Origin of the sequence: Helicobacter sp. 11S03491-1, from assembly GCF_002272835.1 — a bacterium.
GTDB lineage: Bacteria > Campylobacterota > Campylobacteria > Campylobacterales > Helicobacteraceae > Helicobacter_J.
On the sequence record NZ_MLAO01000001.1, the window covers coordinates 43,106 to 66,898 of the forward strand.

The 23,793-nt window shown below is 34.4% G+C and carries 22 protein-coding genes and 6 tRNA genes; 11 read left to right on the plus strand and 17 right to left on the minus strand.

Features of this window, described 5'->3' with window-relative positions:
* Positions 1-8: 8 nt before the first annotated feature.
* The 7 genes from BKH45_RS00135 to BKH45_RS00165 all read right to left on the minus strand — a co-directional run bounded on the left by BKH45_RS00135 (position 9) and on the right by BKH45_RS00165 (position 2,078).
* Positions 9-84, minus strand: a tRNA-Trp gene (locus BKH45_RS00135).
* Between the two features lie 17 nt (positions 85-101).
* Complete coding sequence (gene rpmG, locus BKH45_RS00140) at positions 102-260, minus strand: 50S ribosomal protein L33 (RefSeq protein WP_095273449.1); 159 nt, start codon at positions 258-260, stop codon at positions 102-104.
* Positions 261-272: 12 nt separating this feature from the next.
* The gene (gene tuf, locus BKH45_RS00145; protein WP_095273450.1) at positions 273-1,472 is read right to left on the minus strand and encodes an elongation factor Tu; all 1,200 of its coding nucleotides are present in this window, start codon (positions 1,470-1,472) and stop codon (positions 273-275) included.
* A gap of 104 nt (positions 1,473-1,576) precedes the next feature.
* Positions 1,577-1,651 (minus strand) — tRNA-Thr (locus tag BKH45_RS00150).
* A gap of 54 nt (positions 1,652-1,705) precedes the next feature.
* Positions 1,706-1,782: transfer RNA gene (locus BKH45_RS00155), tRNA-Gly, on the minus strand.
* A 55-nt stretch (positions 1,783-1,837) separates the two neighbouring features.
* Positions 1,838-1,922, minus strand: a tRNA-Tyr gene (locus tag BKH45_RS00160).
* An 80-nt stretch (positions 1,923-2,002) separates the two neighbouring features.
* Positions 2,003-2,078, minus strand: a tRNA-Thr gene (locus BKH45_RS00165).
* A gap of 195 nt (positions 2,079-2,273) precedes the next feature.
* On the opposite strand from BKH45_RS00165, the gene BKH45_RS00170 reads away from it, so the two are divergent.
* A complete protein-coding gene (locus tag BKH45_RS00170) occupies positions 2,274-3,668 on the plus strand; it encodes a mannose-1-phosphate guanylyltransferase/mannose-6-phosphate isomerase (RefSeq protein ID WP_095273451.1) in 1,395 nt (464 codons plus the stop codon).
* A gap of 77 nt (positions 3,669-3,745) precedes the next feature.
* Here BKH45_RS00170 and BKH45_RS00175 read toward each other — a convergent pair whose 3' ends face one another.
* The 4 genes from BKH45_RS00175 to glmM all read right to left on the minus strand — a co-directional run bounded on the left by BKH45_RS00175 (position 3,746) and on the right by glmM (position 7,413).
* The gene (locus tag BKH45_RS00175; RefSeq protein ID WP_095273452.1) at positions 3,746-4,822 is read right to left on the minus strand and encodes an NAD(P)-dependent alcohol dehydrogenase; all 1,077 of its coding nucleotides are present in this window, start codon (positions 4,820-4,822) and stop codon (positions 3,746-3,748) included.
* 582 nt (positions 4,823-5,404) lie between these two features.
* Positions 5,405-5,480: transfer RNA gene (locus BKH45_RS00180), tRNA-Val, on the minus strand.
* 144 nt (positions 5,481-5,624) lie between these two features.
* On the minus strand, positions 5,625-6,068 hold the full coding sequence (gene lspA, locus BKH45_RS00185; protein ID WP_095273453.1) for a signal peptidase II: 444 nt from the start codon (positions 6,066-6,068) through the stop codon (positions 5,625-5,627).
* Between the two features lie 7 nt (positions 6,069-6,075).
* Entirely contained in the window at positions 6,076-7,413 is a 1,338-nt protein-coding gene (gene glmM / locus BKH45_RS00190) for a phosphoglucosamine mutase (RefSeq protein WP_095273454.1), read from the minus strand.
* 111 nt (positions 7,414-7,524) lie between these two features.
* Between glmM and rpsT the strand changes: the two genes are divergently transcribed.
* Together rpsT and prfA are read left to right on the plus strand one after the other, a co-directional pair.
* Positions 7,525-7,800, plus strand: a complete 276-nt coding sequence (gene rpsT, locus BKH45_RS00195; RefSeq protein WP_095273455.1) for a 30S ribosomal protein S20 — start codon at positions 7,525-7,527, stop codon at positions 7,798-7,800.
* Positions 7,801-7,852: 52 nt separating this feature from the next.
* Positions 7,853-8,926: a peptide chain release factor 1 gene (prfA, locus tag BKH45_RS00200; protein ID WP_180675564.1), complete on the plus strand. Its 1,074-nt coding sequence runs from the start codon at positions 7,853-7,855 to the stop codon at positions 8,924-8,926.
* Positions 8,927-9,128: 202 nt separating this feature from the next.
* On the opposite strand, the gene BKH45_RS00205 is transcribed toward prfA, so the two are convergent.
* The 5 genes from BKH45_RS00205 to msrP form a co-directional block, all read right to left on the minus strand.
* Positions 9,129-9,821 (minus strand): restriction endonuclease subunit S, encoded by a 693-nt coding sequence (locus BKH45_RS00205; RefSeq protein WP_095273457.1) that lies wholly within the window; start codon positions 9,819-9,821, stop codon positions 9,129-9,131.
* A 60-nt stretch (positions 9,822-9,881) separates the two neighbouring features.
* The gene (locus BKH45_RS00210; RefSeq protein WP_095273458.1) at positions 9,882-10,481 is read right to left on the minus strand and encodes a restriction endonuclease subunit S; all 600 of its coding nucleotides are present in this window, start codon (positions 10,479-10,481) and stop codon (positions 9,882-9,884) included.
* 600 nt (positions 10,482-11,081) lie between these two features.
* Positions 11,082-11,633, minus strand: a complete 552-nt coding sequence (locus BKH45_RS00215; RefSeq protein ID WP_095273459.1) for a hemerythrin family protein — start codon at positions 11,631-11,633, stop codon at positions 11,082-11,084.
* 127 nt (positions 11,634-11,760) lie between these two features.
* Positions 11,761-13,110 carry an NADP-specific glutamate dehydrogenase gene (gene gdhA / locus BKH45_RS00220; RefSeq protein WP_095273460.1) on the minus strand — a complete coding sequence of 450 codons (1,350 nt, stop codon included), beginning with the start codon at positions 13,108-13,110 and terminating at the stop codon, positions 11,761-11,763.
* A 153-nt stretch (positions 13,111-13,263) separates the two neighbouring features.
* Positions 13,264-14,244: a protein-methionine-sulfoxide reductase catalytic subunit MsrP gene (gene msrP, locus BKH45_RS00225; RefSeq protein WP_095273461.1), complete on the minus strand. Its 981-nt coding sequence runs from the start codon at positions 14,242-14,244 to the stop codon at positions 13,264-13,266.
* An 84-nt stretch (positions 14,245-14,328) separates the two neighbouring features.
* On the opposite strand from msrP, the gene prfB reads away from it, so the two are divergent.
* The 8 genes from prfB (at position 14,329) to BKH45_RS00265 (ending at position 22,770) form a co-directional block, all read left to right on the plus strand.
* Positions 14,329-15,420: a peptide chain release factor 2 gene (gene prfB / locus BKH45_RS00230; protein ID WP_095273462.1), complete on the plus strand. Its 1,092-nt coding sequence runs from the start codon at positions 14,329-14,331 to the stop codon at positions 15,418-15,420.
* 61 nt (positions 15,421-15,481) lie between these two features.
* Entirely contained in the window at positions 15,482-16,213 is a 732-nt protein-coding gene (locus BKH45_RS00235; RefSeq protein ID WP_095273463.1) for a chemotaxis protein, read from the plus strand.
* 1 nt (position 16,214) lies between these two features.
* Positions 16,215-17,498: a peptidase U32 family protein gene (locus tag BKH45_RS00240; protein ID WP_095273647.1), complete on the plus strand. Its 1,284-nt coding sequence runs from the start codon at positions 16,215-16,217 to the stop codon at positions 17,496-17,498.
* Between the two features lie 11 nt (positions 17,499-17,509).
* Complete coding sequence (purE, locus tag BKH45_RS00245) at positions 17,510-18,004, plus strand: 5-(carboxyamino)imidazole ribonucleotide mutase (protein ID WP_095273464.1); 495 nt, start codon at positions 17,510-17,512, stop codon at positions 18,002-18,004.
* 262 nt (positions 18,005-18,266) lie between these two features.
* Positions 18,267-18,770 (plus strand): DUF3972 domain-containing protein, encoded by a 504-nt coding sequence (locus BKH45_RS00250; protein WP_095273465.1) that lies wholly within the window; start codon positions 18,267-18,269, stop codon positions 18,768-18,770.
* A complete protein-coding gene (locus BKH45_RS00255; RefSeq protein ID WP_095273466.1) occupies positions 18,760-19,665 on the plus strand; it encodes an ARMT1-like domain-containing protein in 906 nt (301 codons plus the stop codon). Before BKH45_RS00250 ends, BKH45_RS00255 begins: the two co-directional genes overlap by 11 nt.
* Before the next feature lie 158 nt (positions 19,666-19,823).
* Entirely contained in the window at positions 19,824-22,229 is a 2,406-nt protein-coding gene (locus BKH45_RS00260) for a molybdopterin guanine dinucleotide-containing S/N-oxide reductase (protein ID WP_095273467.1), read from the plus strand.
* Position 22,230: 1 nt separating this feature from the next.
* The gene (locus tag BKH45_RS00265) at positions 22,231-22,770 is read left to right on the plus strand and encodes a hypothetical protein (RefSeq protein ID WP_095273468.1); all 540 of its coding nucleotides are present in this window, start codon (positions 22,231-22,233) and stop codon (positions 22,768-22,770) included.
* A 25-nt stretch (positions 22,771-22,795) separates the two neighbouring features.
* Here the strand turns inward: BKH45_RS00265 and BKH45_RS00270 are convergent, their stop codons facing one another.
* On the minus strand, positions 22,796-23,782 hold the full coding sequence (locus BKH45_RS00270) for an ABC transporter ATP-binding protein (protein WP_180675544.1): 987 nt from the start codon (positions 23,780-23,782) through the stop codon (positions 22,796-22,798).
* Positions 23,783-23,793: the final 11 nt, after the last annotated feature.

The window sequence follows — 23,793 nt, forward strand, 5'->3', positions numbered from 1 at the left end:
TTTAAAAATGGCAGGCCAGGAGGGACTCGAACCCCCAACACTCGGTTTTGGAGACCGATGCTCTACCATTAGAGCTACTGACCTATAAGCTAGAGGAACCTCTAGCTTTTTAGCTTAACTTCTTTATGGACAGTGTGTTTGTTAAGCCTAGGGCAGAACTTTTTGAGCTCCAGTTTTTCTGTATTTGTTTTTGCATTCTTTGTTGTGCTGTAGTTAATATCACCACATTCAGAACATTTTAGCCCTATTTTAACCTTCATTTTTTTTCCTAATTATTCAATAATCTTTGTTACAACGCCTGCACCAACAGTTCTACCACCTTCTCTGATAGCGAATTTAGTTCCAAGCTCAAGCGCAATAGGATTGATTAATTCAACATTAATTTTTACATTATCTCCGGGCATAACCATTTCAACACCTTGTGGTAATCTGATAGCACCTGTCACATCTGTAGTTCTAACATAAAACTGTGGTCTGTAATTGTCAAAAAATGGAGTATGTCTTCCGCCCTCTTCTTTTGAAAGGACATAAATCTCACCTTCAAATTTTTTATGTGGGGTAATTGAACCGGGCTTACATAAAACCATTCCTCTTTCAACATCTTCTTTTTTAGTGCCTCTCAAAAGAATCCCTACGTTGTCGCCAGCTTCACCTTTTTCAAGTTCTTTTCTAAACATTTCCACGCCGGTAACTATAGTTTTTTGAGTTGCCTTAATACCTACGATTTCTACCTCATCGCCAACTTTAACTACACCTCTTTCGATTCTACCTGTTACAACAGTCCCGCGACCTGCAATAGAAAACACATCTTCCACAGGCATCAAGAAAGTTTTGTCAGTATCTCTTTGAGGAGTTGGAATATATCGATCAACTTCTGCCATCAGCTTAAGAACTTTTTCTCCCCATTCACCAACACTTCCGGATTTCGCTTCTTCTAATGCTTTCAAAGCAGATCCGGCTACAATTGGAGTATCATCTCCGGGAAATTCATAAGCACTTAAAAGCTCTCTAACTTCCATTTCAACCAAATCAAGCAATTCTTGATCATCAACCATATCTTGCTTGTTTAGAAAAACAACTATATAAGGAACACCTACTTGTCTGGATAACAATATATGCTCTCTAGTTTGAGGCATAGGACCATCTGCTGCGGATACGACCAAGATCGCTCCATCCATTTGAGCAGCACCTGTAATCATATTTTTCACATAGTCTGCGTGTCCGGGGCAATCTACGTGTGCATAATGTCGATTCTCTGTCTCATATTCAATATGAGAAGTTGCAATTGTAATACCTCTTTCTTTTTCTTCCGGGGCGTTGTCTATATTGTCATAGTCCTTCATTTCTGCAAGACCTTTAAGAGACAAAACAGCAGAGATAGCGGCACTCAAAGTAGTTTTACCATGATCGACATGCCCAATTGTCCCAATATTAACATGGGGTTTAGTTTTGACAAATTTTTCCTTCGCCATTGTTTTCTCCTGAATAAAATTTAAACTTTGATTCTAATAAAAATGTCCTTACAACAATGTTAAAAAACGATACTAAAAACAAAAATATCAAAATCTAGAAAAACTGGAGCCCATAAGCGGGATTGAACCGCCGGCCTCTTCCTTACCAAGGAAGTGCTCTACCACTGAGCTATATGGGCATTTTGGAGCTATAAAAACCTTTTAATAAGTTTAGAAGTTCAGCTCCCAGTAAATGGAGCGGGAAACGGGGCTCGAACCCGCGACCCTCAGCTTGGAAGGCTGATGCTCTAGCCAACTGAGCTATTCCCGCATCTATTAAGAACCATAAAATAATATCAAACATTCAATTAAAGCATTGCTTTAACTGGTGGTGAGACGTGGATTCGAACCACGGAAGACATAGTCAGCAGATTTACAGTCTGCCCTCGTTGGCCACTTGAGTATCTCACCTGCTAGCCATTCGTATATGGTCAATCAACACTGGTCAAACACTGATTCAGAGAAATTTCTGTTAGGGTTTGAAAATAATATGGAGCTGGTTAAGGGACTTGAACCCCCGACCTGCTGCTTACAAGGCAGCTGCTCTACCAACTGAGCTAAACCAGCACTTTCATAGTTGCAAAATACATTGCAAAGGCGCAATTATATTAAATTTACAATCATTTTGTCAAGCCTCTATTTTATTTTTTAGAAAAATCAAAATCACAACCCTGCAAAATTAATATTGAAATGTTTTTAACAAGTTTTTCAATTTATATCTTATATAATTATATAAAATATTACAATTACAAAGAGATTTTTATGACAATAGCAATTCTTTGTGGAGGTTCAGGCACAAGGCTGTGGCCTCTTTCACGTTCTCTTTTACCAAAACAATTTGCTCCTCTTTTGCAAAAAGGATCTTTTTTTACCCAAACTCTCATTAGAAATGCTCCTTTTATCAAATCTCATCAGGCGCATTTCCAAATAATTGCAAACCAATCCCATTATTTTCTCGCTCAAGATCAAGCCAAAAAATCACATATGCATATTGAAAGCTTTATCTTGGAATCAATAGGCAAGAATACTGCTCCTGCCTTGTGTTTTAGCGCTTTGGATATCCTTCACAAATATGGCAAAGATGAGATTATTTTAGCCCTGCCCAGTGATCATCTAATCAAAAATACCAAAAATTATCAAAAAGCCATCAACGAAGCCTTAGCATATGCCAAACAAGACTGTCTGGTAACTTTCGGGATAAAACCCACTTACCCGCATACAGGCTATGGATACATTAAATGCAATCAAGATAATGTAGAACGCTTCATTGAAAAACCTAACTTAAACCTAGCCCGACAATACATCAAAGAAGGCGATTATTTTTGGAATAGCGGGATGTTTTGTTTCAAAGCATCTTTATTATTACATGAACTTCAAAAATATGCCAAAGAGATTTATGAAACGTGTAAAAAAGCTTATGATGGGTCTCAAAAAGATAAAGAATATATTCGATTAGATCCTGACTTGTCACAAAAAATTCCGGATATAAGTATTGATTATGCCTTAATGGAAAAAAGTCAAAAAGTTAAATGTGTTATTGGGGATTTTTCTTGGAATGATGTAGGGAGTTTTGAATCCTTAAATGAAGAATGGAAAAAAGACTCCTTAGGAAATGCTTCTAAGAGCGATCTTATTCTTAAAGACAGTAAAAATAATTTTGTTATTTCTGATAAACTAGTGGCTACTATTGGCATTGAGGATCTTATCATTGTGGATACAAATGACTCTTTATTGATAAGCAAAAAAGGACAATCCCAAAAAATAAAAGATATTGTCCAAGATCTTAAAAAAACTCGTCCCGAACTTACTCAAATCCATACTACTGCCTATCGTCCTTGGGGACATTATAGTGTTTTGCTTGAATCTTTTAATTATAAAATCAAGCAAATTACAGTCAAACCAAAATCCCGTTTAAGTCTGCAAAAACATTTTCATCGCAATGAGCATTGGATTGTTGTAAGTGGAAGTGCAAATGTAACACTCGGAGAGAGAAAAATATTTTTAAAAGCCAATGAATCTACGTATATTCCCATGGGAGAACTGCACCGCTTAGAAAATCCCGGAAAAATTGATCTTGTTATTATTGAAGTTCAAGTCGGAGAATATCTGGGAGAAGATGATATTATAAGGATAGAAGATGATTTTAGGAGATGCTAGTCTTTAATTTTTGCTATTTTGATTTTTCGTCTATTTGGAAATCACCAAATAGACAATTTATTAAAAATGAGTTGGGATTAATATAAAGTGCTCATATCAATTACATAGCGAAATTTAGCCTTGCCTGTAGTCAGATTTTCATAGGCTTTATCAATCTCATCAGCCCTAATAATCTCAATCTCAGGGTAAATACCATGCTTGATAGAAAAATCCAACATTTCTTGAGTTTCTTGAATGCCCCCAATAAGAGATCCATAAACTTTGCGTCCGGCAGTCCAAACAAGCTCAGAAGCGCTGATAAGAGGATTTACATCTGTTGGAGGCAAACCAACAATTGCCATTTCTCCACCATATTTGAGTAATTTCAAATAATCATCAATATTATAATGAGTTGGGATAGTGCTAATAATAAAATCAAATCTTTCTTTTATATTTTCTAAAGAGCTGTAAAAGTTTTTTACTCCCATGTCTAAGGCTTCTTTTTTCTTTTTGTCATTTCTCGCAAAAACACTTACTTCTGCGCCCAAATGAACGCCATATTTTACAGCCATACTTCCAAGCCCGCCAAACCCTGCTACCCCAATGCGATCGCCTTTTTTGATTTTGGAAAATTTAATGGGTGAATAAGTCGTAATCCCTGCACACAATAAAGGAGCAATTTTTTCAATGGGAGCGCTTTGAGGGACTTTAATAGCAAATTTTTCAGAGACGACAATATTATTAGAATACCCTCCATAGGTTGGTTCATTATCATGAAAACAATCAATGCAATTATAAGTCAAAACACATTGCCCACGTTCACAAAATTGCTCTTGACTCTTTTTGCAAGCTTCACACTCCCCGCATGAATTCACCATACAACCAACACCGGCATAATCCCCTACCTTGAATTTGCTTACATTCTTACCTACCCCTACCACGCGTCCTGCAATCTCATGACCGGGAACCATAGGATAAATCCCTTCTTGCCATTCACTACGCACACTATGAATGTCGCTATGACAAACACCTGCATATAAAATTTCTATAAATATGTCCTGATCGCCTATAGGATGACGATTGAAACTAAAAGGCTCGAATCTGCCGGTCTTTGAAGATACGGCATAACCTTTAGCAGGAATTCTTTGTGTTGTAAAACTTTTAATATTTTCCATATTATTCTCCTTTTTTGCATTGCAATCCAAAAGCCTTATGGTGTCTGTTATGGCTTAGTTTTTCTAAAACCATTACACATTTTGCCATTTATATCTTCTATAACTTTGCCCACAATAGCAAAATAATCTCACTGCCTCTATACTCTAAAATATATTTAAGAGACACTTTTGATATAATGAAATCTTAATACGATGGAATAAATATTTTCCCAATAAGCAATATATATAATAATTACTTGTTTTTATTTTTGGATAGCTTGAGTTTCAAAAAACAAAATTACAAATTGAGTTTTTTGAAATATAAAAATATAAGACATAAATATAAATTACTAAGGTGATACCCCACCAACCAATCTGCGCAAGAGTTACAAACTTTAATCTGCTCCATCTAAATGTATTTAAAGTCTTTTTAAAACACAAAAACAACCTTGTTAGCCTTTGTCTATTAAATATATTTGTTTGACTTACAAATTAAACATGAGATTCTAAGTATGAACTCAAAAAAGATCACAAAGAAACAAAAACTCTTCTTATCTAAGGTATAAAATTATTAGGGAATAAAAAAGTACTTGAGGGTTATTATGGTGGCCACGATTGGACTTGAACCAACGACCACTACCATGTCAAGGTAGTGCTCTACCAACTGAGCTACGCGACCACTCTTGATTATTGTCTTAGCCAAACAACCAAAATAAAACAAACCATGTCTTAAGCTAGTTCCCGGACTACCTAACATTGATTGTAATTTTAGCTTACTAAGTCTAAAGAAGTTAAAAGCATAGAGACGATTATACAATATAGATTATTTAGTTTTACTTAAGACCATTCTTAATAACAAAATTCCTACGCCAATATCAATCATCACATCAGCAAAATTAAAAATCGCAAATTCAAATCCATAATGCCAATAGACATAATCTACCACACCTCCGTGAATAAATCTATCTAAAATATTTGAAAAACCGGCTCCGAATATTATCCCAAAGGCATAATAATTTTTTAGAAAAAATTCCTTTTGACGTAAAAGCAATACCCAAACAAAAACAATAAGCATTAATTGAAGGTATTTAAGCCCTTCACCCAAAAAACTCAACATTGAAAATGCTACGCCTTTATTAAATACAAGCACAATAGAAAGGGCTTTGCTTTCCCAACCAAAGCCATCTAATATAAAATGTTTAATCCATTGATCAACCCCTAAAGTCAGAAGGAATATAACACATGAAATCAAAAGAGCTTTTTTCATTCCATACCTAACAAAGCTTACTTTTTAAAAATTCGCTTAAATCTTTAATGGTGGATTCCAATAACAATTTATTCTTGCCCTCAAGCAAAATACGCAACTTATTTTCAGTGCCTGAATAACGTATTAAATGCCTCATTCCCAGCGCTTCAATTTTCTTAAGCCAATCTTGATAGCCCTCAATAGTTTCTAGTGAAATTTTTTGTTCAATAACAAGGTTAATCAATTTATGGGGATAAAGTTCAAAGGGGTTTAAAACTTCAGCGCTTTTTTTGCCACTTTGCATCAATACTGCCATAACCTGCAAAGCGCTAACTAATCCATCCCCTGTTTTGGCATAATCACCAAAAATGATATGCCCACTTTGTTCCCCTCCAAAATTTGCATTATTTTTTTGCATTTCATCGCACACATACTTATCCCCCACATTACATCGAATTAGCCTAATATCGTGCCGGTATAAATATTCTTGTAGTGCCAAATTGCTCATTAATGTAGCTACAACTTGATTATTTTTAAGCTTATTTAATGATTTTTCATAAACACTTAAAGCCCCAATAAGTTTATCTCCATCTACGACGTTCCCTTTGTTATCAACAACCACAAGCCTATCTGCATCCCCATCAAGGGCAAACCCAATATCAGCACGATAACGCCTAACTTCATTGCTCAAAGCCAAAGGATGCATTGCCCCACATTGTTGGTTAATATTATAACCATTAGGTTCATCATTGATTACAACTACATCTGCCCCAAGCTCACTAAATACAGTAGGAGCAACTCTATACCCCGCTCCATTAGCCGTATCAATCACCACTCGAATTCCTTGTAAAGTCAAATTTTTTGGAAAAGAGTTTTTGATATGTACAATATAACGCCCCACAACGTCATCAATGCGTTTAGAACTTCCAATTTCTAATCCCGTTTTATAACTACGAGAAATCAAGGCTTCATTATAAAATAGATCTTCTATTTTAGCTTCAGCATTCTCATCAAGCTTGTATCCAAAACGATTAAAAAATTTAATTCCATTGTCTTCATAAGGATTATGACTGGCGCTTATCATAATACCCGCATCACAACGCATATCTTCAGTCAAAAATGCAACCGCAGGAGTGGGCATAGGTCCTACTTGAATAACATCATAACCCACTGAAGTAAGAGCACTCACAAGGGCATTTTCTATCATATAGCCACTTCGTCTCGTATCTTTGCCCACTAAGATTTTATTTGTAATAGAATGTTTGCGAAAATATAAACCTGCAGCAGCGCCTAATTTCATCACAAACATTGGAGTAATATCTAAACCGGCCTTGCCCCTTACCCCATCAGTTCCAAAAATCTTCATCTTTAATCTCCAAAATCATAATTTCAATGCCAAAATACTTTAAACTGCATTTAATCAAAACTAAGGCATAATTTTGCCTTAAAAAAAATTATAAAAGGATTAACCAAAAAGATGGCCAATCATAAATCTGCAGAAAAAAGAATTAGACAAACGGAAAAAAGAACAGAGAGAAACAGATATTATCGAACAAAAATCAAAAATATCATCAAAGCAGTTCGTGAGGCTGTAAGTGCCAATGACATTTCCAAAGCTCAAGAGAATCTCAAAATTGCCAATAAAGAATTGCATAAATTTGTTACAAAAGGCATTATCAAAAAAAATACAGCCTCTAGAAAAGTATCCAGACTGCATGCATCAGTGAAAAAAATTGCCACCAAAGTTGCTTGATTTATTTAATCGATTTTCTTTAGAATTTCTTAAGTCAATCTAGCAAAAAGAGATCTTAATGCTTGTTCAAAAACTTACTCCTATTGTTCGACGTTATGATGAAATCTCCTTACTGCTTGCCAATCCACAGGTTATTAGTGATGTCAAAAAACTTACTACGCTCAGCAAAGAACAAAGTGATATTGAAGAAATTGCTCAGAATGCGAAAGAATATATTCAAATCATTCAATCTATCAAAGAGAATAAATTACTTCTTGAAGACAAAGAATTAGGCGAATTAGCTAAAGAAGAGTTAAAACTACTTGAAGCTCAAAAAAATTCCCTGGAATCTGAAATAAAAATTCTCCTGATACCCAAAGATCCAAATGATGACAAAAATATCTATCTGGAATTGCGTGCAGGGACAGGCGGGGATGAAGCCGGAATTTTTGTAGGGGATCTTTTTCGGGCTTATTGCCGGTATGCTGAGTTAAAAAAATGGAAGGTTGAAATCATAAGTTCTAGTGAAAATAATTTTGGAGGATATAAAGAAATTATCGCACTCATAAAGGGAAAGGGGACTTATTCAAAGCTCAAATACGAAGGAGGCACGCATCGTGTCCAAAGAGTTCCTGAAACCGAATCACAAGGAAGAATCCATACTTCTGCTATCACTGTGGCTATCATGCCTGAAGTAGATGATGTAGAAATCACTATCAATCCCAATGATCTCAAAATAGAAGTATTCCGTGCCGGAGGGCATGGGGGGCAATGCGTGAACACCACAGACTCAGCAGTGCGTATTACACATATCCCTACAGGCATTAGCGTCTCAATGCAAGATGAAAAATCTCAACATAAAAACAAAGATAAAGCGATGAAAATCCTCAAAGCAAGAATTTATGAAGCCGAACTTGAAGAACAAAAAGCACAAAATTCAGAAGCTAGAAAAACTCAAGTAGGCAGCGGGGATAGAAGTGAAAGAATTAGAACTTATAATTACCCTCAAAATCGACTTACCGATCATCGTATTGGAATAACACTTTATAGTTTAGAAGAGATAATGCTCTCCGGCAATTTAGATACCATCATTGATCCCCTCATTGCCAATGCTCAAAGTCAGGTAATGGGAAATAGCGAATCATAAAATCGCCAAAAAAGATCCATATCTGTCTTGACAAATAAATATAAAACAATTTTATAAATTTAGATTTTAAATATTTATTGATTTTATAGCTTTAACAATATTGTATAAACTCCTATTTATAAACTAATATATTAAAATATTATTACTTTATTCATCCAATTTAAAGTTTTTTATTCTATCTTCTGTGTCATTTTCATCAATTTCAATGCCGGGGGGGTATTTTATAATCTCTCACATCAATTTGCCCACTTACAATCTCAGTGATGGTAATTTTCTTGTATTCTTGCAATAATTTGATTTGTTGTTGTTTATTTTTAATTGTGGCATCAATTTTTTCACATATACAATCTAAATAATTTGCTATTTGTTCTTGCTCAATTAATGGCGGATAAAAACAAAGATTATTTTTAAGTATTTTTTGCGAAACACTATAAACTTTTACACCTTGTACTTTTAATCTTGTTTGTTTGCGTATTAAAATAGAATCAAAATGATATGCAAAATAATTTGAATAAGAACTTGGTGTCATTGGTTTCAATGTGATTGTATGATATCCAGCAAATATTTTGGCATCAGAGAATAAACATGTAAAATTTCCAGAACCTTCAAGATCCTCTGATGTATCAGCAAAGACAAAATCCCCTTTTGAAATAAGGCTATTAGAGTACTTTTTTATATAGTCTTCCGATACGCACTTTAATGGATGAATTTCAGTTTTAAGTTGAACGGGGTATTTAGAATGAATTTCTCCATAATTGACGCAAGGTACGCCTTTTTCTTGAAGATTTTCCTTTGTGATTGTTAAACCTTTGCCAAATTTAAAAAGATGCCTCCACTTTTTGATCTCCCAATGTCGAGGGATTTGACCGATATAATCTATGCCGCTGTCTTTCATAGGGGCATTCTTGTCCAAGCCTTTTGTTACAGCCTCAGTGATGGTAATTTTCTTGTATTCTTACAAAAGCTCTATTAGCCTTTTTTGCCGCCTTATTAATTTGTTAATTTGTTCTTCTTTATGTTCAATGAATGTGGCGATTTGTTGTTGTTCTGCAATTGGGGGACATATCGAATACATTGTATTAAAATCTTCAAAACGCAAGCTTAATTGGTCATCACAAATTCCATAAGAATTATTATATGAATATTTTATATAATTAGGGCTTCTGAAAATATAATGAAAGAATTTTGAACATATTTTTTTGTAAGGACTTAAGATTATATATGCAGGACTAACTATACCTTGATATTCTGAAAAACCCACTGCACCTTGCCACATTCTCATTTTATTGTATACAATATCACCCATTTTGACTAATTTGTATTTAGATTTATCTTCATTTGAGGAATCTTTTTTGGAAGAATTTTCTAATAGTGCAGTTTGTTTTATTATTCCTTTTTTAATAGTAACAGAGAGTAATTCTTCGTTAACTTTATTTCGAGTTTTTCTTTCTTTGAATATAGCTCTATTTGGTAAGTATTCCCAATGTTGAAGGATTTCTCTTATCCATTTGATGTTAGTCTTTTTATATTCTGCATATCTTTTAAACCCGGCCATTAACTAAAAATCCCTTTTAACAACTCTTTTGTCTCATTTTTAACTTCCAATCCCCTCTGCATGAAGTATTTTAAAATGATTGATTGATCTGTTCTTTTTAGATTATTTCTTCTTGGATTATTTTATCATCAAAATGATTAAAGTTTTTTATTTTACCATCAAAGTAATTCTATCTTAATCTCCTACAACACCGATCAACTATCAATTCTGGATTTTTTATTTTGATTTCACTATTTTCAAACTATTCTCATAAAACAATATAAAATCAATAATTTCCACTTTTTATTTTCTGAAACTTACCTTCATGATATCAATTTGAATTTTAAAAAAAATTCGAGGTTTATTTTACAAATATAAACTTTATTTCCGGATCGTTTTGTAGAACAATTTTGTCAGTATCGATACTCATCAAAGTTATTGTTAATTTTAAGTTTTGTAAAATAGTCCAAAACTTTATCATTGAGATTCTCTATTTTAAAATCCTTCCTTACTTTGATTAAAATAATAAAATCTCATGTTCTTAGAAACGCAACAAGCAAGCATCAAAAAAATGTCATCAATGTAAGTAAAAAATCAATCAATAAAAAGATTGCAAAAACTTCAAGACCTAAAACGAATAATTTGCTTACAAAACCGACACATAAATTTTGCGTTTTGAGTTTGGATTTTTTGATGTATTTCAAGAGGGACACGATGAATCTTGCCCTTACAAGCACAAGTATATTCATAGATATTTTCATTACTTTTATTTTCAACATAAGCCCTCTCTTTACAATAACGACGAATTTGCATATCTTCTTTGAGAATATGTTGTAGAAGCCATTCTTTGGCGATAACACCAACTTTATCTTTCAAATCATTGGCTGAATGGATTGTTTTGATAGCTTCTGAAAAATTAAAAATAATTTGACGATGAAACTTTTTATGTTCTTCCAGACCCGGATAGCCGATAGATTCCATATAGGCTTCTTCGTCATTGAAATGTTCGTGCATATAATCAAAAAATTCTTTTAAAACTATTTTAATTTCTTCTTTTGTTACAGGACGATTAGTCATTAAGTAAGCTTTTTGAGCTAAATCAAAAAGCTTTTTATGTTGCGTGTCGATCATTTCATTATCGACACTATAGTTATCTTCCCATTTTAAAAGCAAATACCACTCTCTTTTTTGTTTTGCTTACTTTACATCATAAAAACTAAAATATCCTTTAAATCTTGAAAATTATAAACAAAGCTTTTTGGTATTTTTTATTTTCCTAACCTATAAAATGGATTAAGTCCTATAAAATACCTTGATCAATCATAGCATCAGCTACCTTTCTAAATCCGGCAATATTAGCACCTAAAACAAGATTGGTAGGATCTCCAAACTCTTTAGCTGTCTGAGAAGAATTAGCAAAAATATTTTCCATAATATTATGCAAATGCTTATCAACAACTTCAAAATCCCATGAATGTTTGCTTGCGTTTTGAGCCATTTCCAAACCACTCACAGCTACACCCCCGGCATTAGCAGCTTTTCCAGGTCCATAGCAAATTTTAGCTTTCAAGAATAAGTCTGTTGCTTCAAGGGTTGAGGGCATATTAGCTCCTTCACTAACGCATTTACAACCATTTTGAAGTAAAGTTTTTGCATCTATAGCATTGAGTTCATTTTCTGTTGCACTTGGGAAAGCAGCAAAACAAGGAATGCTCCAAACAGCATTGCTTCCCTCTTTGTAATCACTAATTTTTGTATATTTAGCCTGAGGTTTGATTTTAATATATTCTTCTAAGCTTGCTCTTTTAAGTTCCTTGAGTTCCTTAAGAAGAGCCACATCAATCCCTCCCTCATCATAAATCATCCCCTTAGAATCACTTACGGTTACCGGTTTAGCACCCAGATGATAAAGTTTTTCAACCGTGTAAATAGCCACATTCCCACTTCCTGAGACTGTACAAACTTTGCCCTCAAGGCTCTCTCCTCTTTCTTTAAGCATTTCTTCAGCAAAATAAACACAACCATAACCTGTAGCTTCAGGTCTTACAAGACTACCGCCCCAACTAAGCCCCTTGCCTGTTAAAACCCCATCAAATCGATTAGTAAGCTTTCTGTATTGCCCAAAAAGATAGCCAATTTCTCTTCCTCCTACGCCAATATCTCCAGCCGGAACATCTGTATGCGCTCCAATATGACGATAAAGTTCATTCATAAAAGCTTGGCAAAATCGCATTACCTCTCCATCACTTTTTCCCTTAGGGTTAAAATCACTCCCACCTTTTCCTCCACCCATAGCAAGTGTTGTCAAAGAATTTTTGAATACCTGCTCAAAACCCAAAAACTTGATGATACCCTCATGAACACTTGGATGAAATCGCAACCCGCCTTTATAAGGACCAATGGCAGAATTAAATTCAATTCGATAAGCTCGATTTACTTGAACATTTCCCTTATCATCTACCCATGTCACACGAAAATGAATTTCTCTATCAGGAATAACCAATCGTTCCAAGATGGCATTTTCTTGGTATTTTTTATTTTTATCAATTACAGGAGATAAAGATATGAGTACTTCTTCAACTGCTTGATGAAATTCCTTTTGGCTCGGATAATTAGACTTAACTTTTTCGATGACATTTTTTACATACATTCTATTTTCCTTTCATTATTTTGGGATGGAGACTTATTCTATCGCAATAAACCTAAAAGTGCTTTATAGTCACTTAAGATTATCTAGTAATTTTATTTTTTAAATTATTTTAATTTTTTAAAACATAAAATTCAAAACTATTCATAATAAAAATTAATAGTTTTTTCTCAAATCCATTCCTGTATATAAATTTGCAACTTCTTGGGCATAGCCATTAAAAAGCTTTGTAGGCATTCGGTGAAAACTAAATCCCTCTCCAATAAAACGTTCATTTGCCTGAGACCATCTTGGGTGGGCAACATGAGGATTGACATTGGCGTAAAAACCATATTCGGAACTGTCTAGTCCCATCCATGTTGAAACAGGCATTTTTTCAACCAAAGTAATACGCACGATGGATTTAACACTTTTAAATCCGTATTTCCATGGAACTACTAATCGTAGAGGTGCTCCATTTTGATTAGGAAGAATTTTGCCATACATTCCCACTGCCAATATTGTCAAAGAATTTTGCGCTTCATCTAATCGCAATCCTTCATAATAAGGAAATTTAATATACCCCACGATAGAAGGATTTTTTACTCCGGGCATATCTGCTTGTTTGAGTGTTTCAAACAAAACAAACCTTGCATTTCCTTTGGGTTTTGTAAATGCCAATAATTCTCTAAGTTCAAAACCAATCCAAGGAATATTCATGCTCCAAGCTTCCACACAGCGAAAATGATAAATCCTCTCTTGAAGTTTCACTTTTTTAAGAATATCTTCTAGTGCGATTTTCATAGGTCTTTGCACTTCTCCATCAATGATGACACTCCATGGAGATGTTTGCAAAATATGAGCACGATGGTAGGGATCTTCTTTTTGCATTCCAAATTCATAAAAATTATTGTAAGTTGTAGCTTTTTGATAAGGGGTTAAAGGACTTTGGGAATAAGAAGAATTTATTTCATAAGGATAGATATTTTTATGTATTTCTATTTGCCTTGTTTGAGCTCCTAAAATATCTATTCCCAAAACACTTCCAGCCCCTAAAACAGCCATTGTTTTAAGAATTTTTCTACGAGAAGAATAGATATCTTGGGACGTCGCAAGATTTTGAGAAATTTCGTAATTGTTTTTTATTTTTATTAACATCTATGCCTTCTTGCTAATTTTTATTTTAAACTATACATTATTTTTGTACAATTGTATTAAACCAATACCCAAAAGGCAGGAATTATGGATTCTTATGAATATGGCGAATTACTCAAAGATCTTAAAAATAAATGTGAAAATATTGCCAAAATTATCAAACCTGCAAAACTCCAAACAAGATTAGATGAGATTATCCAAATACAGCAAAACCCGGAATTTTGGAATGATACAAAAAAAGCAGGAGAAATCAATAAAGAAAAAGTCAAATTAGAACGAATGCTTCAAACCTACAACCAAGCAAAATCTTCTATTGATGATGCCCATGAACTTTTTGGACTTGTTTGTTCAGACAATGATGCCACCACTTTAGAATTACTTTTTGCAGAATCTTCCTCTCTGGAATCAAGGATTAAAAAAGTTGAAATTGAAGTGATGCTAAGTGGTGAAAATGATATGGCAAATGCAATTGTTACCATACAACCGGGAGCCGGAGGAACTGAAAGTCAAGATTGGGGAAGCATTCTTTATCGTATGTATTTACGATGGGCAGAACGTAGGGGTTTCAAGAGTGAAATTTTGGATTATCAAGTTGGTGAGGAAGCCGGAATCAAAGGTGTTGCATTCCTCATTAAAGGTGAAAATGCTTATGGTTATATGAAAAGCGAGAATGGCATTCATCGTCTCGTGCGTATCTCTCCTTTTGATGCCAATGCCAAACGCCATACAAGTTTTGCTAGTGTGCAGGTGAGTCCTGAAGTTGATGATGATATTGATATTGTTATTGAAGAAAAGGATCTTAGGATTGATACATATCGTGCAAGTGGCGCAGGAGGACAACATGTCAATAAAACTGAATCTGCTATTAGGATCACTCATTTGCCTACAGGAATTGTTGTTCAATGCCAAAATGATAGAAGCCAACATAAAAACAAAGCTACAGCTTTAAAAATGTTAAAATCTAAGCTTTACGAGCTTGAGCTTGAAAAACAAAATACCTCAAACGCTTCTGAAGAAAAAAGTGAAATTGGATGGGGACATCAAATCAGAAGCTATGTTTTAGCCCCCTATCAACAAGTAAAAGATGCCAGAAGTAATATTGCTTATAGCAATGTTGAAGCCATACTTGATGGAGATATTGATGAAATTATTGAAGGAGTATTAATATCAAAAGCTTAACATTAATGTAAAATATACTAAAAAAATTTATAATACTATAGTTAGTTATTAAGGAGAAGGAATGACTCAAGAAGAATTAGATGCTTTAATAATGTCCGGAGATATTGATTTGGACGTCGATGTAGCCTCCAAAGAAAAATCTTCCAAAAAAGATATTCAAAAACCAAAAGAAGAAAAACACTCTGTTGATCAAAATGAAGAATTGAGTGCCGGCTATATTGATCCCAAAAATTATAAAGTCGAAGCAGGCAAAAAATGGCCTCCACCTCCCCCTACTGATGAACATAAAGTTGTCCATCAGCTTGATGATGTTACCAAAGACTCCGAAGTAAAAGCAAGTCAAATTTTTGACCAACTCGATCATATTAGCAATGGCGCAGATAACATTGTCAAATTATCTAAAGAAATTCAAAAATATCTACAAAAAAATCAAGATATTTTTGAAAAATTAACCAAAAAATTCCCACATGTCGAAACCTTTAGTAATTCTCTGGAGGAGACAAAACAAATAACAACAACTCTCAAATCTATCACTCAAAATGCACATAATTGTTCGGATGCTTCTGTGCAAGCAATGGATATTATGCAATTTCAAGATATTCATCGCCAAAAAATTGAACGAGTCATTAATGTGATGAGGGCATTAGCACAATATATGAATTCTCTTTTTGAAGGCAAAATTGATGATTCTAAACGTGTAAGCTCTGCTGTATATATTGCAGGAGACGACAAAAAGGACATGGCAAGCGAAGAAGATATTGAAGCACTCATTGCTTCTTTTGGCAAGCAATAAAATGATTCAATCATCATCAAAAAAAGTACAACTTCTCTCACCGGCAGGGAATCTTACCAAACTCAAAATTGCGCTAGATTATGGAGCAGATGCAGTTTATGGGGGAGTAAGTCATTTCTCACTCCGAAATCGAGCAAGCAAAGAATTCGATTTAACCACCTTTAAAGAAGGTATTGATTATGCCCATGCTAAAGGCAAAAAAGTATTTGTTACTATTAATGGTTTCCCATTTAACGCTCAACTCAAGCTTCTTGAAACTCATATTGAAAAAATGGCAGATCTAAGCCCCGATGCTTTTATTATTGCAACTCCGGGTGTTTTAAAACTTAGTAAAAAAATTGCCCCTCAAATCCCTATTCATCTCTCTACTCAAGCAAATGTTTTGAATATTCTTGATGCAGAAGTATTCTATGAGATGGGAGCTAGACGAATCGTAGCAGCAAGAGAACTTAGTCTCAAAGATGCTATTGAGATTAAAAAACACTTACCTGATCTTGAATTAGAAATTTTTGTTCATGGTAGCATGTGCTTTGCTTTTTCAGGGAGATGTCTTATATCTTCTCTTCAAAATGGACGTGTCCCCAACCGTGGAAGTTGTGCAAATGATTGCAGATTTGATTATGAATACTATGTCAAAAATCCCGACAATGGAGTTATGATGCGTCTTGTGGAAGAAGAAGGCATAGGGACGCATATTTTTAATTCCAAAGATCTTAATCTTTCAAGTCATATTCAAGAAATTCTAGACTCAGGAGTGATTGATGCGTTAAAAATCGAAGGACGCACCAAATCAACCTATTATGCCGGCATCACAGCACGCACTTACAAAATGGCAATCAATGACTATTATAATGGCATTTACAGAACTCAATTCTATCAAGATGAACTCCACACCCTCAAGAATCGTGGCTTTACAGATGGTTATCTCATCAAGCGTCCTTATGAAAGACTTGATACCCAAAATCATTTTACAGCTATCAGCGAAGGAAGTTATCAAGTTAATGGCGAGGTAGATGAGGGGGGAGAATATTTTTTATGTAAATACACCACTCATATTAATTATCCCTACGAAATTATTACCCCACCTGAATATAAAATCCAATGTGTTGATAATGAAATCGGCAAAATATATGAAGAAAATGGAAAATATTTTTTATCTTTATATAAAATTCTTCTGGAAAACAATCAAGAGCTTCATCAAATTCACAGTGGCAACACTCATCCTGTTAAGCTCCCACAAAAATTGCCTGCTTATAGTTTTTTGAGAACCAAAATCAATACATAAAAGGAGTAAAAATGGATTTTGTATCCATTATCATGGGAAGTAAAAGCGATTGGAGTATTGTAAGTGAATGTATTGAAATATTTAAACAATTTGATGTTAAATATGAAGTTATTATCAGTTCTGCACACCGAAGTCCTGACAGGACAAGAGAATATGTCCAAGAAAGTGAAAAAAAGGGGGCGCAGGTATTTATAGCCGCAGCAGGAATGGCAGCCCATCTTGCAGGAGCAATTGCTTCTCAAACTTGCAAACCCGTCATTGGTGTTCCCTTGAATGGAGGAGCCCTTGATGGTTTAGACGCTCTGCTTTCGACTGTTCAAATGCCTGCAGGAATGCCCGTAGGCACTGTGGCCATTGGCAAAGCAGGGGTTATCAATGCAGCCTATCTGGCTATGCAAATTTTAAGTCTCAAAAACAATGAATTGGGATCTAAGCTTGCAGAAGATAGAATCATGAAAGCCAAAAAACTTGAAATAGATTCTAAACAAATTGAAGTAAGAATTTAATTTTTAAAAAATTTAAAAAATAATCTTTTTATAATTTATATTTAAATATTTATTTTGATAATATTTAATTATTAAATTTTAAATTATAATACTATATTATTTTGAGATATTATTCCGGCATTTTGCAAAAAAAATGCTATTTATTTTATTCTGTATTCAAAAAAAAATAAAGAACAAAAAACAAATTTATAAACACAAAAAATAAAATTTTTGGGAAAAATTTAGTAAAATAGATTTCAAAGTATTTATAAAAAGAGGCAAAATGGAAAATAAAAAATCTCCAACATGGATGAGTTTGGAAGAATTTATCAAAGTCTCTGGAATTGAGGAAAAGAAAGTCTTAGAACTTATTGAAGAAGGCAGCATCCAAAGCAAAAAGCATAACCATATATTATTGATTGATGCCTCAAGCGGGGCAGATGCCATTATCAAACGTGTTGAAAACAATCTTGTATCTGCAGATATGAGTGGAAATACGCTTGATCCTATGTTTGTAGAAAAAACCATCAATACAATTTTGGGTCTGCATGACAAAGTTGTTATGGCCAAAGATGAAACCATTAGCGCATTCAAAAATGAAAATAGTTTCCTCAAAGAAGCCCTCATTTCCACACAAGAAGTTTATGATGAAGACAAAAAAATAATGGAAGTAATGGCAACCCAACTCCAAAAAGCAAAAGAAGAAATTGAATTTATGCAAAGAAAATATCGTCTTATGTGGGGAAAAGTCTCTAGCTTGAGTGGTGCTCACAAAAATGAAGATTAAAAAAGAATGCTTTAGTTGTCTCAATAACCAATGCCAACAAACACTCCATCTCGCTTCCTTATCTCAAGAAACTTCTCAAAAAATAACTACAACAATAACCTCCTTGCTCCATTCACTCCATCATATTCAAGCTCCTCCCCCACAAGTAGCTATTGATGTTTATGATAGTATTGCTTCTATATCTTGCATATCTGATATTTACCAATCTATCAAAGCAGAATGCATCCACAAAGCAAGAGAAATCACTGATTTTGTGCTAAAAAACAAACCTTTATTCCAAAATCCTCATGCTTACCTAAAATGGGCAATCAAGATAGCTGCATTAGGGAATATCATCGATTATGGCAGCCAAACAAAATTTGATATTCATACTCAAAATTTTAATCTTGAAAATTTAGATTTTGGCTTGTTTGATTTTGATGAGTTTGCTCATAAGCTTGAATCCTCAAAAACCTTACTTTACTTTGGAGATAATGCAGGTGAAAATATTTTTGATGAAGTTCTTCTTGAGGCGCTCAAAACACTTTATCCTCATGTACATCTTATTTATTTAACCAGAGGATCTCCCATTATCAATGATATCACATTTGCTGATTTGCATTTTTACCCTGAATGCAAAAAAATCTTTGAAATTTGTGAAGTTCAAGATAGCGGAGTCAAAAGTCCGGGATTTATTTATGAGCTTGCCAACACAAAAACTCAAAAATTATTTGATAAAGCTGATTTAATTCTTGCCAAAGGAATGGGAAATTTTGAATGTCTGGAATCTAGGGCAGATTCCAGAGTATTTTTGCTTTTTAAAATCAAATGCGAAGTTGTCGCTAATCACCTGAATATCCCTATAGGTAAAATGATTTTTAGACAAAACACTAAAACATATTCTCAAAATTTTTGATAAAATCATCTTATAAAATTTCAATTTCTTAAAATATAGATAATAATTCTAGTTTTTTATAATTTAATTACATTATATATTTATTTATACAACCATTATTTGTTTTTTTTATGGAATACCGATATAATTGCAAATCTTAAAAACAAAAAGGAGATTTTATGCCTATTTCAAGACGAGATATGCTTAAAGGTAGTGCAAGTATTGCATCTCTAAGCATGTTAGGTACTCAACCCTTAGGGGCAGTGGGTGTATTTAAAAAAACTCAAATGATCCCTCATGCTACACATTTTGGTCCATTTATTGCCAAAGTTGAAGATGGCATATTAAAGGACATTATCCCTCAAAAAACTGATGCCAATCCTTCTATTATGGTTAAAGGCATGATTGATAGGGTATATTCAGATACACGAATAAAATACCCTTGTGTGAGAAAAAGCTACTTAGAAGGCAAGAAAAACAACAAAACCAAACGCGGCAAAGAAGAGTTTGTTCGTGTTAGCTGGGATGTTGCCCTTGATCTTGTTACTAAAAAGCTAAAAGAAATTCCACGAGAAAATATCTACAACGGAAGCTATGGCGGCTGGGGACATGTAGGGAGATTGCATAATTCCAATATCGTTGCAGGTAGATTTTTTAATACAACTTTGGGAGGAGCTGTAGGGACAGATGGTGAATATAGCAATGGAGCAGCCGGCAGAGTCAATCCTACAATTATGGGGGATATGGAAGTGTATTCACTCCAAACCACACATGAAGAAATGATTGCTAATTGCAAAGTCTATGTTATGTGGGGAACAGACTTATTTAAGTGCAATCGTATTGATTATGTGGTTCCTAACCATGTCAATGATACTTACTATCCTCAATACAAAAAAGCAGGGATCAAATTCATCTCTATTGATCCAATTTATACCGAGACAGCACAAATGTTTGGAGCTGATTGGATTAAAATCCGCCCTAATACAGACGTTGCATTGATGTTAAGCATGATGCATTATCTTTATACTTCAGGAAAATATGATAAAAATTTCATACAAAAATATACAGATGGATTTGATAAATTTCTACCTTATTTGCTAGGAAAATCCGGAGATAATATACCTAAAACTCCCGAATGGGCTGAAAAAATTACTGAAGTCCCGGCTTCTAAGATTAAAGAATTGGCAGATTTATTTGTTTCTACTCGAACTTTTTTGGCCGGCAACTGGGCAATGCAAAGAGCCCAACATGGAGAACAAGCTGACTGGGCACTCATTAGCCTTGCTAGCATGATTGGACAAATTGGACTTCCCGGAGGAGGGTTTGGATTTTCAATGCATTATGCCGGTGGTGGGCAAGCTAATTCGGGCTACCGCACTACTCCGGGTCTCTCACAAGGCAGAAATAGAGTAGAAAATTCCATCCCCGCTTCCAGAATCTCTGAAGCTATTCTTAATCCGGGCAAACAAATCAATTTTAAAGGCAAACAAATCAAATTCCCAAAGGTTGATATGGTCTATGTATGTGGCGCTTCATTGTTAGGACATCACCCTAATACTAATGAACTTATTTCTGCCCTAAGAAGTGTTGATACCGTGGTCGTTCATGAGCCTTGGTGGACTCCTCTGGCAAAAATGGCTGATATTGTCTTCCCATCAACTTGCACACTTGAAAGAGATGATATTACTTCAGGAGGCACTTATTCAAGAAATGTAATTTATGCAATGAAAAAAGTAATTGAACCTGTTTATGAATCAAAAGATGATTTTGAAATTTTCAGACTTTTGGCTTCCAGGCTCGGGGGAGAAAAATTTGAAAAACGCTACACCGGTGGTAAATCCTATCTGGAATGGATTAAAGGATTTTATGAAAAAAGTGATGGTCCTGCATTTAAAGATTTTGATAAATTTTGGCAAGATGGGTATGTAGAATTTGATATCCCAAATGATGCAAGAAAATATGTCCGTCATGCTGAATTTCGTGCCGATCCTATTGAAAATAAACTTGCAACCGAGAGTGGCAAAATTCAAATTTATTCACAAAAATTTGCTTCTTACAATCTCCCGGACTTCAAAGGCTATCCTACATGGTTTGAACCTGCTGAATGGCTAGGATCAAAAGAAACTAAAAAATATCCTTTCCATTTGGTTTCTCCTCACCCCAGATATCGCGTCCATTCTCAACTTGATAATACTTGGATAAGAGATATTTATAAAATACAAGGTCGCGAACCTGTTATGATAAATACTCAAGATGCTAAAAAACTTGGTATTAGACATGGAGAAGTTGTAGAAGTTTTTAATGCTAGAGGTAGGCTTCTCGCAGGTGCTTTTGTTACAGATAATATCCGAGAAGGCGTTCTTGCTATTCAAGAGGGAGCTTGGTATGATCCTGAAAATATCAAAGACAAAACACCAAGATGCAATGCCGGACATGTCAATGTTTTGACCTCTTCGCGTCCAACCAGTCAAATGGCACAAGCAACTTCTGTAAATACCGCACTTGTAAATATTAAAAAACTTGGTAAAGATGAAGTGATTACAGCTTACAAATCTATATCAGTCCCTGATATTGTAGGAGCATAATATGAAAAAAATTTTGATTTTCTTTTTTATAATTTTGGGTGCTTGGTTGCATGCACAGACTCTTTATGTGATGGATAATACAAACGTTTATGATAAAGACGGAAAAAACATTATAGGAACAATTGCCAGAGGGACACCCGGAGAAGAGATTGGCCAAGCAGGGGACAAAATAGTCATCAAAGTTAAAGGCTATCTAAAAAATAATGATAAAAAAACTCTTTATGGGACAAAAAATTTAGAACTTCCTTTTATCAAACTAAAAACCGCTGAAGTAACAACAGATACTCTAGAAGTTTCTCTTCCTAAAAAAGAGCTTAACAAAGATCAAGCAGAAGCTTGGGCGGATGCTGAATTCTTGTATTATGATACTTGTTCAATGTGTCATGCAGCGCATGCACCCAAGGAACACAATATGATGGAATGGGATGGTCTTTTCACGACAATGAGAGCATTTGCTATGCCTACAGATAAAGAAGCTGATATTATCATACAGTATCTCAAAGCGCATGCCACAGATGGTTATGCTACTGATGATGAATAATCAAATGAAATAATATGGAAGAGTTTCACTCTTCCATGCCAATTTTCAACCAAATATCTTGATAAACATAAGGCTTCTCTTTTAAATATTCTTCCTTGCTTATGATGGTTTTCATCCTTTCTATCCCAATTTCAACAGAAAGAATCACCTCATCTTTATTTTGAGTGATTGCGATGATTTTTCCAAAATATCCCTCTGCGATTTGATTATAAAAAATCTTTATCCAAGATACTTTAATTTCAGCACCCACCTTTTTCCCAATCAAAGAACTATTTTTCAATCTCAATATCTGTCCATCACCAAAATCATAAAATAATTCTCCCCTTTCATCGCGATGCCAATGACGAGAGAAAAATATACTTGCTATGGGATCAATCACCCTGCCAAAATGCAATTGGATCTCCCTGGAAATAATTTGACTGAGCCAACTTTTATCATGCGCAGCAATAACAATCGTTGATCCAAATTTTTGATGGGCATACTTAATGGCTTCATTCAATCGAGGCAACCCATCAGAATCCAAACTATTGGTAGGCTCATCTAAAAGCAATGTCTTTGGAGAAAAAATCAATCTTGAAGCAAGAGCAACACGTTGGGATTCTCCACTGCTAAGTTCATGATAGAACCGATTGATAAATTTACTTGGCTCCAGTCCTACTAATTCTAAGACTTCAAAAACCTCCCCTTGAGAATATTTCCTTCCTCTGACTTTAAGTCCAAATATTAAATTCTCCTTTACGCTGCGCTTCAAAAGTGTGGGTTCAGAAAACATTAAGGCAATTTCTCTTTTCAACCTTAAAGGAGGATTTAAAAAACCCTTATAAGCCACTCCCCCTTCGTTGGGATACTCTAAGTATGCCATTGCACGTAACAAAGTTGATTTTCCGGATCCGTTCCTCCCTGTGATACCCACAATTTCACCGGAATAAATTTCTAAGTTAGAGATACTAAGAACTTGTTTTTTATCATAATTTTTTTTAAGCATGTCAATTTTATAAACACTTTCGCGCATGCCCCTCATCT

Coding starts and splice junctions, on each gene's coding strand:
- prfB (WP_095273462.1), top strand. CDS start 14,329: ATGGATTCTTATGAATATGGCGAATTACTCAAAGATCTTAAAAATAAA.
- tuf (WP_095273450.1), bottom strand. CDS start 1,472: ATGGCGAAGGAAAAATTTGTCAAAACTAAACCCCATGTTAATATTGGG.
- BKH45_RS00240 (WP_095273647.1), top strand. CDS start 16,215: ATGATTCAATCATCATCAAAAAAAGTACAACTTCTCTCACCGGCAGGG.
- glmM (WP_095273454.1), bottom strand. CDS start 7,413: ATGAAGATTTTTGGAACTGATGGGGTAAGGGGCAAGGCCGGTTTAGAT.
- BKH45_RS00265 (WP_095273468.1), top strand. CDS start 22,231: ATGAAAAAAATTTTGATTTTCTTTTTTATAATTTTGGGTGCTTGGTTG.
- BKH45_RS00205 (WP_095273457.1), bottom strand. CDS start 9,821: ATGAAAGACAGCGGCATAGATTATATCGGTCAAATCCCTCGACATTGG.
- msrP (WP_095273461.1), bottom strand. CDS start 14,244: ATGTTAATAAAAATAAAAAACAATTACGAAATTTCTCAAAATCTTGCG.
- BKH45_RS00255 (WP_095273466.1), top strand. CDS start 18,760: ATGAAGATTAAAAAAGAATGCTTTAGTTGTCTCAATAACCAATGCCAA.
- gdhA (WP_095273460.1), bottom strand. CDS start 13,110: ATGTATGTAAAAAATGTCATCGAAAAAGTTAAGTCTAATTATCCGAGC.
- rpsT (WP_095273455.1), top strand. CDS start 7,525: ATGGCCAATCATAAATCTGCAGAAAAAAGAATTAGACAAACGGAAAAA.
- BKH45_RS00170 (WP_095273451.1), top strand. CDS start 2,274: ATGACAATAGCAATTCTTTGTGGAGGTTCAGGCACAAGGCTGTGGCCT.
- BKH45_RS00175 (WP_095273452.1), bottom strand. CDS start 4,822: ATGGAAAATATTAAAAGTTTTACAACACAAAGAATTCCTGCTAAAGGT.
- BKH45_RS00260 (WP_095273467.1), top strand. CDS start 19,824: ATGCCTATTTCAAGACGAGATATGCTTAAAGGTAGTGCAAGTATTGCA.
- lspA (WP_095273453.1), bottom strand. CDS start 6,068: ATGAAAAAAGCTCTTTTGATTTCATGTGTTATATTCCTTCTGACTTTA.
- rpmG (WP_095273449.1), bottom strand. CDS start 260: ATGAAGGTTAAAATAGGGCTAAAATGTTCTGAATGTGGTGATATTAAC.
- BKH45_RS00210 (WP_095273458.1), bottom strand. CDS start 10,481: ATGGCCGGGTTTAAAAGATATGCAGAATATAAAAAGACTAACATCAAA.
- BKH45_RS00270 (WP_180675544.1), bottom strand. CDS start 23,782: ATGCGCGAAAGTGTTTATAAAATTGACATGCTTAAAAAAAATTATGAT.
- BKH45_RS00235 (WP_095273463.1), top strand. CDS start 15,482: ATGACTCAAGAAGAATTAGATGCTTTAATAATGTCCGGAGATATTGAT.
- purE (WP_095273464.1), top strand. CDS start 17,510: ATGGATTTTGTATCCATTATCATGGGAAGTAAAAGCGATTGGAGTATT.
- BKH45_RS00250 (WP_095273465.1), top strand. CDS start 18,267: ATGGAAAATAAAAAATCTCCAACATGGATGAGTTTGGAAGAATTTATC.